The following is a 15,557-nucleotide window of genomic DNA, read 5'->3' on the forward strand; positions in this document are numbered from 1 at the left end:
ATTACTGTAAAAGCTAAAATCTGACGTGCTATGTATTAAACTTTGTCATAATAGACTTTATGACATGAAAGACTTAGCCTGTGAGTTACCTATTTTTCTACAGATAAATGGATCAGAGAAATGACGAGCAAACATTACGATTATATCGCCATTGGTGGCGGTAGTGGCGGTATCGCATCAATTAATAGAGCTGCAATGTATGGCCAAAAATGTGCATTAATTGAAGCGAAAGCATTAGGTGGCACTTGTGTTAATGTGGGCTGTGTACCTAAAAAAGTGATGTGGCATGCAGCGCAAATTGCCGAAGCTATTCATCAATATGGCCCTGATTATGGTTTTGATACGACGGTTAACCGTTTTGATTGGGATACGCTAATCAGTAGCCGCTCTGCTTATATTGACCGTATTCATCAGTCTTATGACCGTGTATTAGGTAATAATAAAGTTGATGTTATCCAAGGGTTTGCTCGTTTTGTTGATGCTAATACGATTGAAGTCAACGGGGAGAAAATTACTGCCGATAATATTCTGATTGCAACAGGCGGTCGTCCTGTTCAACCTAATATTCCAGGCGCCGAATATGGCATTAATTCTGATGGTTTCTTTGAGCTAAAAGCATTACCAAAACGTGTTGCTGTCGTTGGTGCTGGTTATATTGCAGTAGAACTTGCTGGTGTGTTAAATGCTTTAGGAAGTGAAACACATCTCTTTGTACGTAAACATGCACCATTACGTAGCTTTGATCCTTTAATTGTTGAAACATTATTAGAAGTGATGGAAGCAGAAGGACCAAAATTACATACCCATGCTGTTCCTAAAGCGGTGATTAAAAATGCAGATGGCAGTTTAACGCTACAACTGGAAAACGGCACAGAACAGACCGTCGATACTTTAATTTGGGCAATTGGTCGCGAGCCTGCAACTGATAACCTAAATCTGGTAGTAACGGGCGTTGAGTTAAATGAAAAAGGTTATATCAAAGTCGATAAATTCCAAAACACCAATGTAAAGGGAATTTATGCTGTGGGTGATAATACTGGTGCGGTTGAATTAACCCCAGTTGCAGTTGCTGCAGGCCGTCGCCTATCAGAGCGTTTATTTAACAATAAACCTAATGAGCACTTAGATTATTCGAATATCCCTACAGTTGTCTTTAGCCATCCAGCTATTGGTACTGTTGGTTTAACAGAACCTCAAGCTATTGAACAATACGGTACTGATCAAGTGAAAGTGTATAAATCCTCTTTCACTGCAATGTATAGTGCAGTCACTCGCCATCGCCAACCTTGTCGTATGAAACTCGTTTGTGTTGGTGCGGATGAAAAAATTGTGGGTATTCACGGCATTGGTTTTGGTATGGATGAGATGCTACAAGGTTTTGCTGTTGCATTAAAAATGGGTGCAACGAAAAAAGACTTTGATGATACTGTGGCAATCCATCCAACTGCGGCTGAAGAATTTGTCACCATGAGATAAGCAACAAGAGTGCTGATTTCAATTAGCGAGATAAAAGGCTAGAGTTTACGCTCTAGCTTTTTTATTGTGGTTTTTCTGTATCAAATATTTTTTTCCTTCAAAGCTTATTCAATCTCTTTCTTATCCCATCTTATTTTGTATTTAGCCACCTACATTTCCACAACAGCATATTCATCTACATATTGATGAATAAACCCGACATTAAGTGAAATTATCCATTTTGTAAGAAAAGTGACTACATAGTCATTATTGACTCTTTTATTTATGTAATCGTGCGGTGCTTTAGCTTGTTTTGTAAACAGTAATTTACAGAGTATCTTCATCATTTGTATCAAAATGTTAATTATTTAAACAATTATATTTTCTGTTAATAATTTATTCTATCAATATGAATTTCCTTATTTATCAATAAATAAGGTTGTTTTTCTTTTGTGGGTAATTCAATAAATGATGAGTTTCTATGAGAAAAAACGATTAAAGTAACCATATTGTATCTATGGATATTATTATTCTAGTAAATGATTAACAAATAATTATAATTATTAACATTATAATGAACTATGGTATTATTCAACTTTAAAGAAATAAACGAATAACATTATAAATATAAATGGTAAATCCATTACTGAGGTAGAAGATGAAAATTTCAAGGAGAAAGCTGCTTTTAGGTGTTGGTGCTGCGGGTGTTTTAGCCGGTGGTGCTGCGCTAGTTCCAATGGTTCGCCGTGATGGCAAATTCGTTGAAGCTAAATCAAGAGCATCGTTTGTTGAAGGTACCGAAGGAGCTCTACCTAAAGAGTCTGATGCTGTTATTATTGGTGGTGGTATTCAAGGCATCATGACCGCTATCAACCTTGCAGAACGTGGCATGAGTGTCACTATTTTAGAAAAAGGCGAGATTGGCGGTGAACAATCAGGCCGAGCATACAGCCAAATTATTAGTTATCAAACATCACCAGAAATTTTCCCATTACATCATTACGGGAAAATCTTATGGCGTGGCATGAATGAGAAAATTGGTGCAGATACCAGTTATCGTACACAAGGCCGCGTAGAAGCACTTGCTGATGAAAAAGCGTTTGATAAAGCCCAAGAATGGATCAAAACAGCAAAAGGATCTGCAGGATTTGATACACCATTAAATACTCGCATTATTAAAGGTGAAGAGTTATCAAACCGCCTTGTTGGTGCACAAACACCATGGACTGTTGCCGCATTTGAAGAAGATTCAGGCTCTGTTGATCCAGAAACAGGAACACCAGCATTAGCGCGTTACGCTAAGCAAATTGGCGTGAAAATCTACACCAATTGTGCGGTAAGAGGCATTGAAACTGCTGGTGGTAAAATTTCTGATGTTGTAACAGAAAAAGGTGCAATTAGAACATCTCATGTTGTTCTTGCTGGTGGTATTTGGTCACGTTTATTTATGGGGAACATGGGCATTGATATTCCAACGCTGAATGTTTACTTATCACAACAACGTGTATCTGGTGTACCTGGCGCACCTCGTGGTAATGTGCATTTACCAAATGGTATTCACTTCCGCGAACAAGCTGATGGAACTTATGCGGTTGCTCCACGTATTTTCACAAGCTCTATCGTCAAAGATAGCTTCTTGTTAGGGCCTAAATTTATGCACCTGCTTGGTGGCGGTGAGCTACCATTAGAATTTTCTATCGGTGAAGACTTATTTAATTCATTCAAGATGGCAACCTCTTGGAAATTAGATGAAAAAACACCGTTCGAACAATATCGTATTGCAACAGCAACACAAAATACTGAGCACTTAGATGCGGTCTTCCAAAGAATGAAAACGGAATTCCCAGTATTTGAAAAATCACAAGTCGTTGAACGTTGGGGAGCAGTTGTGAGCCCAACCTTTGATGAGTTACCGATTATTTCTGAGGTCAAAGAATACCCAGGTCTGGTTATCAATACTGCGACTGTATGGGGTATGACTGAAGGCCCAGCAGCAGGTGAAGTGACTGCTGATATTGTAACAGGTAAGAAACCCGTTATTGATCCAACACCATTTAGTATGGATCGCTTTAAGAAGTAATAACCCCTTGTTTTACTGTAAATTAAACATATTAAGGAGTTTTCATGCGCTATAAAAGTTTACTTGTTGCCCTACCTTTTATTTTTGGTGTAGCAAGCGCAAATGCAGCGGAGAATGTTGTGCATCATAAATTAGACGGCATGCCTATTTCAGAAGCAGTTGAAATTAATGCAGGCAACAATCTGGTTTTCTTAAGTGGTAAAGTCCCTACTAAGAAATCAGCAAATGCACCAGAAGGTGAATTAGCTTCTTATGGTAATACAGAAGAACAAACCATTAATGTTTTAGAGCAAATCAAAACTAACTTGAATAATCTTGGCCTTGATATGAAAGACGTTGTTAAGATGCAAGTATTCTTAGTTGGTGGTGAAGAAAATAATGGCACTATGGACTTTAAAGGTTTCATGAACGGCTACTCTAAGTTCTATGATGCTTCAAAGACTGATCAACTGCCAGCACGCTCAGCGTTCCAAGTTTATAAACTGGCGAATCCTGCATGGCGTGTAGAAATTGAAGTTATCGCTGTTCGTCCTGCAAAATAAGAACGATAGTTTTTACTCTATTTCGACGTAAAACATAATCAAATAAAATGCTAAAGAGGGGAAACTTTCTTTGGCATTTTTTTATGGTATCGATATGTTATGGTGATATATCGATAAAATTGATTTTTATAAACATAATGATGTGACATGTTTACAGTATCGACATGTTATGGTGATATGTCGATAAAATTGGTTTTTATAAACATATGAGCTGGTCTCCTAAAATACCCTATAACGATCTCCCACTCTTACCTCCAGATCTGGAACTCATTGAAACGCGAGAAATATTAAAAGCGTGCATCAATGCGCGTTCGGCAATTGCTGAGTTGAAAACTGCGGGGGAGTTAATTCCTGTTCAACAGGGGATAGCTAAACGCCAAACTGCATCAGTATATCTCAAGCAATTAGTTGAAATTGATGTATTGGAAGAAATGAGTGTTGGTCGTGAAAAACTGTATCTCAATACAAAATTACTACAAGAGTTAAATCAATAACATTTTTATTGCCTCTCTAACTTAGAGGCAATAAGAGAATAATTGGCTTCATAATATAAGTCCTAACTACTTTCACCTTGAATAAACTTCACTGGAATAACAGAGACGTTATCTGTTATTTCTTTATTTTCAATTAATGCACTAATTATTTCTACACTTTTTTCAGCCAGTTGTTCAAAGGGCTGTTCAATACAGGTTAATTGGCGCAGCGTTTGATTTAGCCAAGGGCTTCCGTCGTAAGCAACGATTTTCAATTGCTCTGGGATGGCAATATTTCGTCTGGTTGCTTCATTAAATAATGCCATCGCGGGAATATCAGCAGCAAAGATAGCATCAATATTGGGATGTTGTGTCAGTATTTTTGTCGCAAATGTATGGAAGTAATCTTTCTCTTCTTCTTTCCAATTTACTTTTGCAGGAATAGGCGTAATACCAGCTTGAAGTAATGTGTCTTTAAACGCTACACAACTTTGATAAGAGGGTGTGGAAGATAAATAGCTGGAATTATCTTCGATGTAGAGGATTTTTTTGCAACTTTTTTGAATAAGATGTTCTGCGGCTAATCGACCACCAGTATGGTGATCAGAACAAACCAATGGAATATCAAGAAGATGACGGTCAAGTGTTACTACTGGTTTTTGAATGTGCTGATATTCTCTGTCATCCAATAGTAGATACTCTGCAATAATACCGTCAATCTGGCCTCGTTTGAGCATATCAAAAAATATACGTTCGCGTACTTTGCTATTTTGTGTTGCGCATAACATCATGCTATAGCCCTTCTCGGCGAGTTTATTTTCAATAAAACGAGTTACTGTTGCAAAATAAGGATACTCAAGGCTATTAATAATGACGCCAACAACAGCACTCTTTTGTTGATATAAATTTCTTAGCCAGGTATCGGGAATATAATCTAATTCCTCTACCGCTTTTTTTATTTTTTCTCGTGCCGTTTGAGAAACATAGCCACTGTTATTTAGCGCTCTTGAAACAGTGCTTGCGGCGACATTAGCTTTTTTTGCGACATCACGGATCCCGGCCATTGAATATGCTGTTGCTCCTTTCAATTAGTTGATTGTCTAATATATCTTAATCTGATTAAGACAAAATCCTCTTTAATGAGGTAATTGTGTTTTTTTAGTATGAGCTATTTCACATTTTAGTATGTTAATTACCTTATCCGCTATTTTAGTGCCTATAGTATCTTATATTAAATATGGAACAGTTCCATATATAGTGATTACCTTGGTGAGGTGAATATGTCTAATAATTGGTGGAAAGAAGCAGTGGTCTATCAAATTTATCCTAAAAGTTATTACGATAGTAATGGTGATGGTATTGGGGATTTAGCAGGGATCACAGAAAAATTAGATTATATTCAATCACTAGGCACTAATGTTATTTGGTTATGTCCTATTTTTAAATCACCTATGAAAGACAACGGTTATGATATTGCTGATTATTCTGTTGTTGATCCTATTTTTGGTGATAATAAGGTATTGGATAAACTGATCAATGAAGCTAAAAAACGTGATATTAAAATTCTATTAGATTTAGTATTAAATCACTCTTCAGATGAACACCCTTGGTTTAAAGCAGCAATCGAAGATCCTAATAGCCCTTATGCGGATTATTATATTTTTAAACAATGGGATAAACCGACTCCGCCTAATAATTTACGTACTTATTTCGATTGCTCTGTTTGGAGCCGCGTAGGAAATACTGACCGATGGTATTTTAATTCATTTGGCCCAGAGCAGCCGGACTTAAATTGGGAAAATCCACAATTACGTAAAGATATTATCGATATGATAAATGTCTGGATCAAAAAAGGTGTTGCTGGATTTCGTATTGATGCGATTGGTAATTTAAAAAAATCCCCTGAAGCATTATCTGAATATCAATTTGAACCTGATAAAGATGATGGTTCCGCTTCTTTAGTGCCTTGGGTTCTGAATCAACCAGGAATTGATAAGTTTTTAACTGAATTAGTTGAGAATACTTTTAAGCCTGCGAACAGTATGACGGTTGCAGAAATTGATGTGCCAGAAAAAGATTTACGAGCCTATGTCGGCGAAAATGGTTATTTCTCCATGGTATTTGATTTTAGCATTGCCGATTTAGATATCCGCAATGAAAAGCCATTTACAATTAATCCCATTACAGGTGAAAGATTAAAACCTGTATTTATCAAAAGCCAATTAGATACTCAAAGAGTAGGATGGGGAGCACCTTATTTAGAAAATCACGATCAGCCTCGTTCATTAAATAAATTTCTCCCTAAAGGTGCGATTACCCCCATTAGTGCCAAAATGTTAGCAACGTTTTTATTAACGCAACGGGGCACGCCTTTTATTTATCAAGGGCAAGAAATCGGTATGACAAATTGCCCGATGACATTGGAAGAGCATGATGATTTACATGTGTTTAAATTACACGAGTGGGGCAAGAAATTAGGTTATAGCGATAAGCAAATTATTGAATATTTTAATGAACGCAGTCGTGATAATTCAAGAACGCCTTTTCAGTGGAATAGTGATATTAATGGGGGTTTTAGTACAGGCAAACCATGGTTAAAAGTTAATCCTAATTATACGCAGATTAATGCAGAGCAAGAGACTGAAGATAAGCACTCTCTTTTTGCCTATTACCAACAATTAATTGCATTAAGACGCCATTCAGAAATCAGCGATATTTTAATTTATGGTGAGTTTTCACCTTTATTCTCGCCTGAAAATGTAATTGCCTTTAAGCGTACTTATCAAAATAAATCAGTCAATATTTACTGTAATTTTAGTGGAGATGAAAAATCACTGACGCTTAAAGCGAAACAGATTTATCTGCATAACAGTTCAATAGTTGAAGATGTGCAAGGGCATCTTATTCTTCAACCTTATCAGGCTATTATTTTTAATGAGTAGCCAATGAGTTGTTATAGATACTCACTGAAAAATAGAGCGCCTTTTATGGCGCTTTATGATTAATGCGTTTCAGCCAATCTGCAATAAATTGTGCGATAGCTTCTGGGTTATTGATATCTAATAGTGGAAAATCAATATTCAAATTGCAATCACTGGCGACAGCAATTACATGTTCATCCAGTAACTCATTAAAATTACGCTCGTTAATATGGCGATAAAGGGCAATTTTAGGAATAGTTTCACCTTTAAAGCCCTCCACTAAAATCAAATCTAATTTGCTGGCATCAAAGCGAGAGGCAAGATAATAAAGATCCAATTCAGGTAATTCGGGTGTTTCAGTCATTAATGCCCAGCGTTGTTGGCTTGCAACTAATGTCTGGTCGGCACCTGCTTTTCTGAGTTCATAGCTGTCTTTTCCAGGTTTATCCACATCCATATCGTGATGAGTGTGTTTTATCATTCCTACACGAATTTCTTTTTTGCGTAATTGTGGGATAAGTTGCTTGAGTAGTGTGGTTTTACCGGTTCCACTCCATGCGGTGATCCCTAAAAGAGGTAAGTCGAGCTGTGCCATATTTTTCACTCCTATTTTTTTAATTGGTTGGCTTTTGCAATATCGTCAGGGGTGTTTAAGTTAATAAAAGCACTGGCTTGATCAGCAAATAAAACGGGGTGTGCATTTATCTGTTTCATAAACAGCATTAATTTTCGATCACCTTGTGCTAAATAGGCTTCTAGCATAGGAATAATGCTACGATTCAATAGTGCTAGTGTAGGGTGCTCTCTTTCACCATCATCAACATAAACAGCCAAAGATTCTCCTTTTTGTTCATAGAGTGTCTCAACTAAATTGAGTGGAAAATAAGGCACATCACAAGGCACAAAGGCAACCCAAGGTGTGGATGCTTGCTTTAATAGTGTCAGCATACCGGCCAAGGGGCCGGAAAATCCTTCTATTTCATCAGTAATAACAGGATATTGGCTTTGGCGATATTGCTCTAGATTTCGATTAGCACTAATCAATATGCCATCAACTTGGGGAGCTAGTTTTTGGGCAATGTGGAGGTATAAAGGTTGTCCATGCAGAATTTGTAGCCCTTTATCCGCGCCGCCCATTCGAGTTGCTTGGCCTCCAGCGAGTATGCCACCTGTAATATTCTTCTTTTTCATATTCAATATTTGTGAATAAATTGGCTAAAATTTACGAACGATTTTTATCAAGCAAAGACGATATACTAATAAAAAGTCTCGACTTAGTGAGATTTCATATAAAGCAACAGCAATTTTTATCAAAAAAGCGTAATCTTTACGCATATTGACAGAGGTTTCCTTTTTCTATCAGATAATAATTGGTACTTTGTTGTTGTCATTAATAATAAGGATTTTTTGTATGAAATGTCACCGTCTTAATGAAGTTATGGAATTACTGCATCCAGTTTGGGAAGAGAATTCTGATTTAAACTTAATTCAATTATTGCAGAAACTGGCTAATGAAGCGGGTTTTAAAGGTCAATTATCTGATCTGACTGATGATATTTTGATTTACCATCTGAAAATGCGAGATTCAGCACCAACAGATGTTATACCAGGACTAAAAAAAGATTACGAAGAAGATTTTAAAACCGCTATTTTACGCGCCCGCGGTGTAATTAAAGATTAAGTTCAGGATAGAAAATGGAAATATCTGCCTCATTTAATTTTCAGGGACTTTCACCTGATAACATTTGGGATGCATTAGTTAAAATCGGTTTTTATCCTGAATCAGGGTTAACTGAATTAAATAGTTATGAAAATCGTGTTTTTCAATTTATGGATGAACATAGACAGCGTTATGTGGTGAAATTTTATCGCCCTCAGCGTTGGTCATATGAGCAAATAAAAGAAGAACATGAATTTGTTTTAGCACTAAAGGAAGCTCAAGTATCAGTTGCAGCCCCTTTAATCATTCATAATGAGACAGTCCATCTTTCTGATGACGGGTTTTATTTTGCATTATTTCCTAGTATTGGTGGAAGGGCATATGAAACGGATAACTTATTTCAACTAGAAGAAGTAGGACGCACATTAGGGCGCATTCATCAAATAGGTAGAAAAAAGAGTTATCAGTATCGCCCAACCCTTTCTATTGCAGAATATCTGATGGCACCAAAATTAGAATTTGAAAATAGTGCATTAATTCCTAATAACCTCAGGTCTCAGTTTATTGAGGTGATTGATAAACTTATTCATGAAGTGAGTCCCCGAATAGAAGACTCCACATGGCAAATATTACGACTACATGGGGATTGCCATCCCGGTAATATATTGTGGCGTGATGAAGTTGTAATGGTTGATTTTGATGACTCTCGAATGGGAGCCGCAGTACAAGACTTTTGGATGTTATTAAATGGTTCAAAGCAAGAGCAAATTATACAATTAGATACAATCCTTGAGTCTTATTATGAATACCAAGATTTTGATTTACGAGAATTGTCATTAATTGAACCGCTAAGAGCGATGAGAATGGTGCATTATCTCGCATGGGTATTAAAGCGCTGGAATGATCCGGCCTTTCCAAGAGCTTTTATTTGGTTTCAAGAACAAGATTTTTGGTTTAAACAATTAGCCTTATTCAAGGGACAAGTGGAGCAATTAAATGAGCCTCCTTTACAACTTAGCCCAATGTATTAATTCTTAGGAGACGATGAAACATGAAAAAGATTTGGTTGGCGTTAGCAAGTATGGTGTTAGCATTCAGTGTATCTGCTGCAGATATTTCTGAAGGAAAACAATATACTAATCTTTCCAAAACTGTTAATGCAGCGCCGGACGTTGTTGAGTTTTTCTCTTTTTATTGCCCACATTGTTACCAGTTTTCTGAAGTCTATAAAGTCAATAGCACTGTTGAAAAGAACGTACCAGAAAATACCAATATGGTTCGCTATCATGTTGATTTTTTAGGGCCTTTAGGTAAGGACTTGACCCGTTCTTGGGCTGTGGCAATGGCATTAGGTGTTGAAGATCAAGTTTCTCCTGCTTTATTTAAAGGTATCCAAGAAACTCAATCTATTCGTTCTGTTGATGATATCCGCAATACTTTTATTAATGCTGGTGTTAAAGGCGAAGACTATGATGCGGCAATGAATAGCTTCGTCGTTAATTCCTTAGTGAGCCAACAACAAAATGCTGTCGCTGATTTCCAAATTAATGGCGTGCCAGCTATGATCGTTGGTGGTAAATACAAGATGAAAAATGATGGTATTAGTGCTAAATCACCAGAAGAATATGCGAAAACATATTCTGATATTGTGAATCAATTATTGTTAAAAAAATAGTATAGGCTTAATTCTTTCTTATATGGATTAAGTAAAAATATATAGTTTTTATATGGAAAATAGCACTCAGTAAATAAGAGTGCTATTTTTTTGCTTTCATAAATTTGTCATAATATAACTATCCACATTAATGAAAAATGTTTTTATTAAATTATAATATCTTAATAAATTCGCTAAGTGATTGATTTTTTAATTGTGTTAATAAAGTAAAAAGAAAGGTAACTTATTAATATAGAGAGAATTAAAAAACTACTCACAGAGTTATCCACAGGTTATTGTGAGGTTTGTTGGATAGTTGAAATCTTAATGGGAAAAAAGTGACACTAATATGAACGTTAATATTAATGATGAATCAATGACACTATCCTAAATCGTTTTTAAACAAAGTTGTCAATGTGATTTTTAGCCTTTATTTTTAATTAAGAATAGATTAATAGAAAGGGCTTTTGATTAAAATTTGTTTTAATTAATATTAAGTTATCATTAGCACTTATTCTTTTCGGTTAAGTTCTGTTAACAATAAATAATTGACCTTTTACGCCGAATTTCCACATTTAAGAACAGGTAATATTCGTCTATTGGGCTGTGATGTGGCATTCTAGTCATATCAACGAACCTCAGAACAATGATGAACAGATTATGGTCCAGATAGCAGAAAACCCCTTTATCCTTGTAGATGGCTCTTCATATCTTTATCGCGCCTATCATGCTTTTCCACCGCTAACTAATAGTCAAGGTGAACCAACTGGTGCGATGTATGGCGTGTTGAACATGTTACGTAGTTTGATAATACAGTATAAACCAAGCCATGTTGCGGTTGTGTTTGACGCTAAAGGTAAAACATTCCGTGATGAATTGTATGAGGAATATAAATCTAACCGTCCTCCAATGCCGGATGATTTACGTGAACAAATAGCGCCTTTACATGAAATGGTACAAGCAATGGGCTTACCTTTGTTATCTATTTCAGGTGTGGAAGCAGACGATGTCATTGGAACACTGGCACTAAAAGCTGCTGCTGACGGACGTGATGTCCTAATAAGCACAGGTGATAAAGATATGGCGCAGTTAGTGACGCCAAAGATCACGCTTATTAACACTATGACCAACGTTATTTTAGGTCCCGATGAAGTTAAAGAAAAATATGGCGTCCCTCCTGAACTGATTATTGATTTCCTTGCATTAATGGGGGATTCATCAGATAACATTCCAGGAGTTCCTGGTGTCGGTGAGAAAACTGCATTAGGGCTTTTACAAGGTATTGGTAGTTTAGACGATATTTATCAACAGCTTGATAATATCGCAACGTTGAGTTTCCGCGGTGCTAAAACACTTGGCGCTAAAATGGCGGAGCATGAGAAAGTGGCAAAACTTTCTTATAAGCTGGCAACGATTAAAACGGATGTTGAACTCGATAAAACGTTTGATGATTTAGTGGTTAATGAGCCAAATTTAGATCAATTATTAGAGATGTTCACGCGTTATGAATTTAAACGCTGGATAAGTGATCTGCAAAATGGTGGCTGGTTAGCACAACGTAGCACTCATAAAGTTGCGGTGCCTTATAGCTCTGACGTCGCAAAACCCAAAGAAGCATCTATATCGGCTAATTTTCCTGTGATCACACAAGAGAATTATGAGGCGATATTAACGCACGAAAGCTTAGCGCACTGGGTTGAGCTTCTTAAAAAAGCCCCCGCATTTGCATTTGATACAGAAACTGACAGCTTAAATAATATTGATGCGCGTTTAATTGGAATGTCGTTTGCGATAGAGCCAGGTAAAGCGGCTTATATCCCGTTACGTCATGAGTATTTAGATGCACCAGACCAACTTCCTGTGGATGATGTTCTTACAGCATTAAAGCCTATTTTAGAAGATAAAAATATCTTAAAGATTGGGCAAAACTTGAAATTTGACCGTGGTATTATGGAAAATGAAGGCATCGAGTTAAACGGTATCCATTTTGATACGATGTTGGAATCTTATGTGCTAAATAGTGTTAGTAATCGTCATGATATGGATACGCTAGCTGAAAAACATTTAAACCATAAAACTACCACGTTTGAAGAAATTGCGGGTAAAGGTAAAGGGCAACTAACTTTCAATCAAATTGAGGTTGAACAAGCAACGCTATATGCAGCTGAAGATGCCGATATCACTTTATTACTCCATCAAGCGCTGTATCCTCAAATAGAAGCTATTGAACCGCTTAAACATGTTTACCGCGATATTGAGATGCCATTAGTACCTGTGCTTTCTAGAATGGAACGCAAAGGAGTATTAATTGATGCTCAAGTTTTAGCCGTTCAATCTCAAGAAATCACACAACGTTTAGCTGAAATTGAAAAAGAAACGTTTGCACTAGCTGGCCAAGAATTTAATCTCTCTTCACCTAAACAGTTACAAGAAATCTTATTTGATAAACTGCAATTACCTGTTATCAAGAAAACCCCGAAAGGGGCACCATCGACGAATGAAGAAGTATTAGAAGAGTTAGCGCATAGCCATGAGTTACCACGTTTAATTTTAGAACATCGCGGACTTGCGAAACTAAAATCTACCTATACTGATAAATTACCATTAATGGTGAATAGTAAGACAAAGCGTGTACATACTTCTTATCATCAAGCTGTGACGGCAACCGGTCGTTTGTCATCACGAGATCCTAATCTTCAAAATATTCCAGTGAGAAATGAAGAAGGGCGCCGTATACGCCAAGCCTTTATTGCACGTGAAGGATTTAAAATTGTTGCAGCCGACTATTCACAGATTGAGTTGCGGATAATGGCGCATTTATCGCAAGATAAAGGTTTGTTAGATGCTTTTGCTCAAGGTAAAGATATTCACCGTGCAACCGCATCTGAAGTGTTTGGCATACCTTTAGAGGAAGTGACCTCTGAACAACGTCGTAGTGCGAAAGCGATCAACTTTGGTCTTATTTATGGCATGAGCGCATTTGGCTTATCTCAACAAATTGGTGTTGAGAGAAGAGAAGCTCAACGCTATATGGATCTCTATTTTGAGCGCTATCCTGGCGTATTGGATTATATGGAGCGCACTCGTAAACAAGCTTCTGAGCAAGGCTATGTTGAAACATTGGATGGTCGTCGCCTCTATTTACCTGAAATTAATTCAAAGAATGCAATTCGTCGTAAAGCTTCAGAACGTGAGGCTATTAATGCACCAATGCAAGGTACTGCTGCTGATATCATCAAAAAAGCAATGATTGCCGTAGATCATTGGATTTGTAATGAATGCCCTGATGATGTGCATATGATCATGCAAGTACACGATGAATTAGTGTTTGAAGTGCGAGGATCTTATTTAGAGAAAGCAAACACCATGATCCACAAATTGATGGAAGGTAGTATGGAATTAGCTATTCCATTAAAAGTCGAAGTGGGTGTGGGTAATAACTGGGATGAAGCACATTAATTTTTAATATTATTCTTTAATAGAAAGGGCACAGAATTGTGCCTTTTCTTGTTTAAGCTTTAGTGTCAGGAGTAAGCGCTGATCCTTCAAATTCAATAAAATCTTCGTGCAAACCTTGGATTAGCCTGCCTGTTGTTGTGCCTGTGTCATCAAGTTCCATCAAAGACCAACCTACGTTGTCATTAACACTATAAAGATAGCCTTCATCAAGCATACCAATCACCTTACCAATAATTGATTTACCATAGGCATGGAGTAATTCTTTAAGTTCTTGTTTATCAAATTGGGACGCTAGTTTTTGATATATCTCGGTGGCCTCATCAGAGTAAATATCCATTTCACTGATATGTTCCTCAACATCACGATAGATATCGGTGAGTCCTTTTAACACAAGGAAGCGTGCAAACTGTGGAATATTTTCTTGTAATTCACTATTTGCCCATGATTTTGGGTTTGTTGCACCAGCTGCTTTGAGTTGTTCACATAAATCCATAAATTGACTATTTTCCATTTTTACCTCAATTGATGTGCTAATAAGATTTATATTTATTGTATAAGTGATGGCAAGAAAAACAGCGAGAATTTATCTGTATTAAGGTAGGAAAAAGAAAAGCTCGGTTAATTGCCGAGCTTTTTTATGTCAAAACTTATCAAAATGTGAAAAAGAGATAAGTGAATAATTAAGCAACTTGTGAATCGATCAGCTTGCTTAATTTCTTCTGTTTTTTCTCAATACGTTGGCGTTTTAACGGAGACAAATGGTCAATAAAGAGTTTGCCATCAAGATGGTCTAACTCATGTTGAATACAGCCTGCAAACAAATCGGAGGCTTCAAGTTCAATTTCATCACCATTTCTATCTAATGCTTTCACCTTTAAGAAGCGGTAACGCTCTGTTGGGGCAAAAGAATCAGGAATAGATAGACACCCATCCATCATATCCATCACTTCATCTTCAGTGCTGATAATTTCAGGATTGATTAGGGCAATCGGTTGATCTCGGTTTTCAGAAACATCAATAACAACAATGCGTTTAGATACATTAACCTGAGGTGCCGCTAAGCCAATACCTCGTTCTGCGTACATGGTTTCAATCATGTCATCGATTAATGTGCGTATTTCGTTATCTACTTTTTCCACTGGTACTGCAACTCTGCGCAGACGCTCATCGGGAAAACGCAGCAGCGTTAATACAGCCATGGATACCTCATTTTATCGCTAATTACATATTTACTACGGTCTCGCGGTAAGCGTATCACAAAATCATTAAGGAGAAACCGCACCTTTTGTGTGATTTGTTCTAATTTTAATCAT

Annotated in this window: 13 protein-coding genes and 1 pseudogene; 9 read left to right on the forward strand and 5 right to left on the reverse strand. The window is 36.9% G+C overall.

Annotated elements, in window-relative coordinates; all coding sequences use genetic code 11:
• Nucleotides 1-120: 120 nt before the first annotated feature.
• The 4 genes and pseudogenes from gorA to ABN217_RS20655 form a co-directional block, all read left to right on the forward strand.
• On the forward strand, nucleotides 121-1,476 hold the full coding sequence (gorA, locus tag ABN217_RS09715) for a glutathione-disulfide reductase (protein ID WP_196554367.1): 1,356 nt from the start codon (nucleotides 121-123) through the stop codon (nucleotides 1,474-1,476).
• 637 nt (nucleotides 1,477-2,113) lie between these two features.
• Nucleotides 2,114-3,535, forward strand: coding sequence for an NAD(P)/FAD-dependent oxidoreductase (locus tag ABN217_RS09720; protein WP_196554366.1), 1,422 nt, complete (start codon nucleotides 2,114-2,116; stop codon nucleotides 3,533-3,535).
• A gap of 44 nt (nucleotides 3,536-3,579) precedes the next feature.
• Nucleotides 3,580-4,077 carry a RidA family protein gene (locus ABN217_RS09725; RefSeq protein ID WP_072068788.1) on the forward strand — a complete coding sequence of 166 codons (498 nt, stop codon included), beginning with the start codon at nucleotides 3,580-3,582 and terminating at the stop codon, nucleotides 4,075-4,077.
• A gap of 353 nt (nucleotides 4,078-4,430) precedes the next feature.
• Nucleotides 4,431-4,571: pseudogene (locus ABN217_RS20655) on the forward strand (Fic family protein); the annotation flags it as partial.
• Nucleotides 4,572-4,633: 62 nt separating this feature from the next.
• Here ABN217_RS20655 and ABN217_RS09735 read toward each other — a convergent pair.
• Complete coding sequence (locus ABN217_RS09735; protein WP_196554365.1) at nucleotides 4,634-5,614, reverse strand: LacI family DNA-binding transcriptional regulator; 981 nt, start codon at nucleotides 5,612-5,614, stop codon at nucleotides 4,634-4,636.
• Between the two features lie 216 nt (nucleotides 5,615-5,830).
• On the opposite strand from ABN217_RS09735, the gene ABN217_RS09740 reads away from it, so the two are divergent.
• Entirely contained in the window at nucleotides 5,831-7,492 is a 1,662-nt protein-coding gene (locus ABN217_RS09740) for an alpha-glucosidase (RefSeq protein ID WP_196554364.1), read from the forward strand.
• Nucleotides 7,493-7,535: 43 nt separating this feature from the next.
• On the opposite strand, the gene mobB is transcribed toward ABN217_RS09740, so the two are convergent.
• Together mobB and mobA are read right to left on the reverse strand one after the other, a co-directional pair.
• Nucleotides 7,536-8,066 (reverse strand): molybdopterin-guanine dinucleotide biosynthesis protein MobB, encoded by a 531-nt coding sequence (gene mobB / locus ABN217_RS09745; protein ID WP_196554363.1) that lies wholly within the window; start codon nucleotides 8,064-8,066, stop codon nucleotides 7,536-7,538.
• A gap of 11 nt (nucleotides 8,067-8,077) precedes the next feature.
• Nucleotides 8,078-8,662 carry a molybdenum cofactor guanylyltransferase MobA gene (gene mobA / locus ABN217_RS09750; protein WP_196554362.1) on the reverse strand — a complete coding sequence of 195 codons (585 nt, stop codon included), beginning with the start codon at nucleotides 8,660-8,662 and terminating at the stop codon, nucleotides 8,078-8,080.
• Nucleotides 8,663-8,882: 220 nt separating this feature from the next.
• On the opposite strand from mobA, the gene ABN217_RS09755 reads away from it, so the two are divergent.
• From ABN217_RS09755 to polA, 4 genes are all read left to right on the forward strand, one after another.
• On the forward strand, nucleotides 8,883-9,152 hold the full coding sequence (locus tag ABN217_RS09755) for a YihD family protein (RefSeq protein ID WP_196554361.1): 270 nt from the start codon (nucleotides 8,883-8,885) through the stop codon (nucleotides 9,150-9,152).
• A gap of 14 nt (nucleotides 9,153-9,166) precedes the next feature.
• Nucleotides 9,167-10,162 carry a serine/threonine protein kinase gene (locus ABN217_RS09760; RefSeq protein WP_196554360.1) on the forward strand — a complete coding sequence of 332 codons (996 nt, stop codon included), beginning with the start codon at nucleotides 9,167-9,169 and terminating at the stop codon, nucleotides 10,160-10,162.
• Between the two features lie 20 nt (nucleotides 10,163-10,182).
• Nucleotides 10,183-10,806, forward strand: a complete 624-nt coding sequence (dsbA, locus tag ABN217_RS09765; protein ID WP_072068781.1) for a thiol:disulfide interchange protein DsbA — start codon at nucleotides 10,183-10,185, stop codon at nucleotides 10,804-10,806.
• A 639-nt stretch (nucleotides 10,807-11,445) separates the two neighbouring features.
• A complete protein-coding gene (gene polA, locus ABN217_RS09770) occupies nucleotides 11,446-14,244 on the forward strand; it encodes a DNA polymerase I (RefSeq protein WP_349439482.1) in 2,799 nt (932 codons plus the stop codon).
• A gap of 52 nt (nucleotides 14,245-14,296) precedes the next feature.
• Here polA and ABN217_RS09775 read toward each other — a convergent pair whose 3' ends face one another.
• Nucleotides 14,297-14,755 carry a hypothetical protein gene (locus ABN217_RS09775; RefSeq protein ID WP_349439481.1) on the reverse strand — a complete coding sequence of 153 codons (459 nt, stop codon included), beginning with the start codon at nucleotides 14,753-14,755 and terminating at the stop codon, nucleotides 14,297-14,299.
• A 169-nt stretch (nucleotides 14,756-14,924) separates the two neighbouring features.
• Nucleotides 14,925-15,443, reverse strand: a complete 519-nt coding sequence (def, locus tag ABN217_RS09780) for a peptide deformylase (protein WP_072068779.1) — start codon at nucleotides 15,441-15,443, stop codon at nucleotides 14,925-14,927.
• Nucleotides 15,444-15,557: the final 114 nt, after the last annotated feature.

The sequence above is a fragment of the Proteus sp. fly-1067 genome (genome assembly GCF_040139345.1).
In the GTDB taxonomy this organism is placed as follows: Bacteria; Pseudomonadota; Gammaproteobacteria; order Enterobacterales; family Enterobacteriaceae; genus Proteus; species Proteus vulgaris_B.

Coding starts and splice junctions, on each gene's coding strand:
- ABN217_RS09740 (WP_196554364.1), top strand. CDS start 5,831: ATGTCTAATAATTGGTGGAAAGAAGCAGTGGTCTATCAAATTTATCCT.
- ABN217_RS09775 (WP_349439481.1), bottom strand. CDS start 14,755: ATGGAAAATAGTCAATTTATGGATTTATGTGAACAACTCAAAGCAGCT.
- ABN217_RS09735 (WP_196554365.1), bottom strand. CDS start 5,614: ATGGCCGGGATCCGTGATGTCGCAAAAAAAGCTAATGTCGCCGCAAGC.
- polA (WP_349439482.1), top strand. CDS start 11,446: ATGGTCCAGATAGCAGAAAACCCCTTTATCCTTGTAGATGGCTCTTCA.
- ABN217_RS09755 (WP_196554361.1), top strand. CDS start 8,883: ATGAAATGTCACCGTCTTAATGAAGTTATGGAATTACTGCATCCAGTT.
- ABN217_RS09720 (WP_196554366.1), top strand. CDS start 2,114: ATGAAAATTTCAAGGAGAAAGCTGCTTTTAGGTGTTGGTGCTGCGGGT.
- ABN217_RS09725 (WP_072068788.1), top strand. CDS start 3,580: ATGCGCTATAAAAGTTTACTTGTTGCCCTACCTTTTATTTTTGGTGTA.
- mobA (WP_196554362.1), bottom strand. CDS start 8,662: ATGAAAAAGAAGAATATTACAGGTGGCATACTCGCTGGAGGCCAAGCA.
- mobB (WP_196554363.1), bottom strand. CDS start 8,066: ATGGCACAGCTCGACTTACCTCTTTTAGGGATCACCGCATGGAGTGGA.
- gorA (WP_196554367.1), top strand. CDS start 121: ATGACGAGCAAACATTACGATTATATCGCCATTGGTGGCGGTAGTGGC.
- ABN217_RS09760 (WP_196554360.1), top strand. CDS start 9,167: ATGGAAATATCTGCCTCATTTAATTTTCAGGGACTTTCACCTGATAAC.
- def (WP_072068779.1), bottom strand. CDS start 15,443: ATGGCTGTATTAACGCTGCTGCGTTTTCCCGATGAGCGTCTGCGCAGA.
- dsbA (WP_072068781.1), top strand. CDS start 10,183: ATGAAAAAGATTTGGTTGGCGTTAGCAAGTATGGTGTTAGCATTCAGT.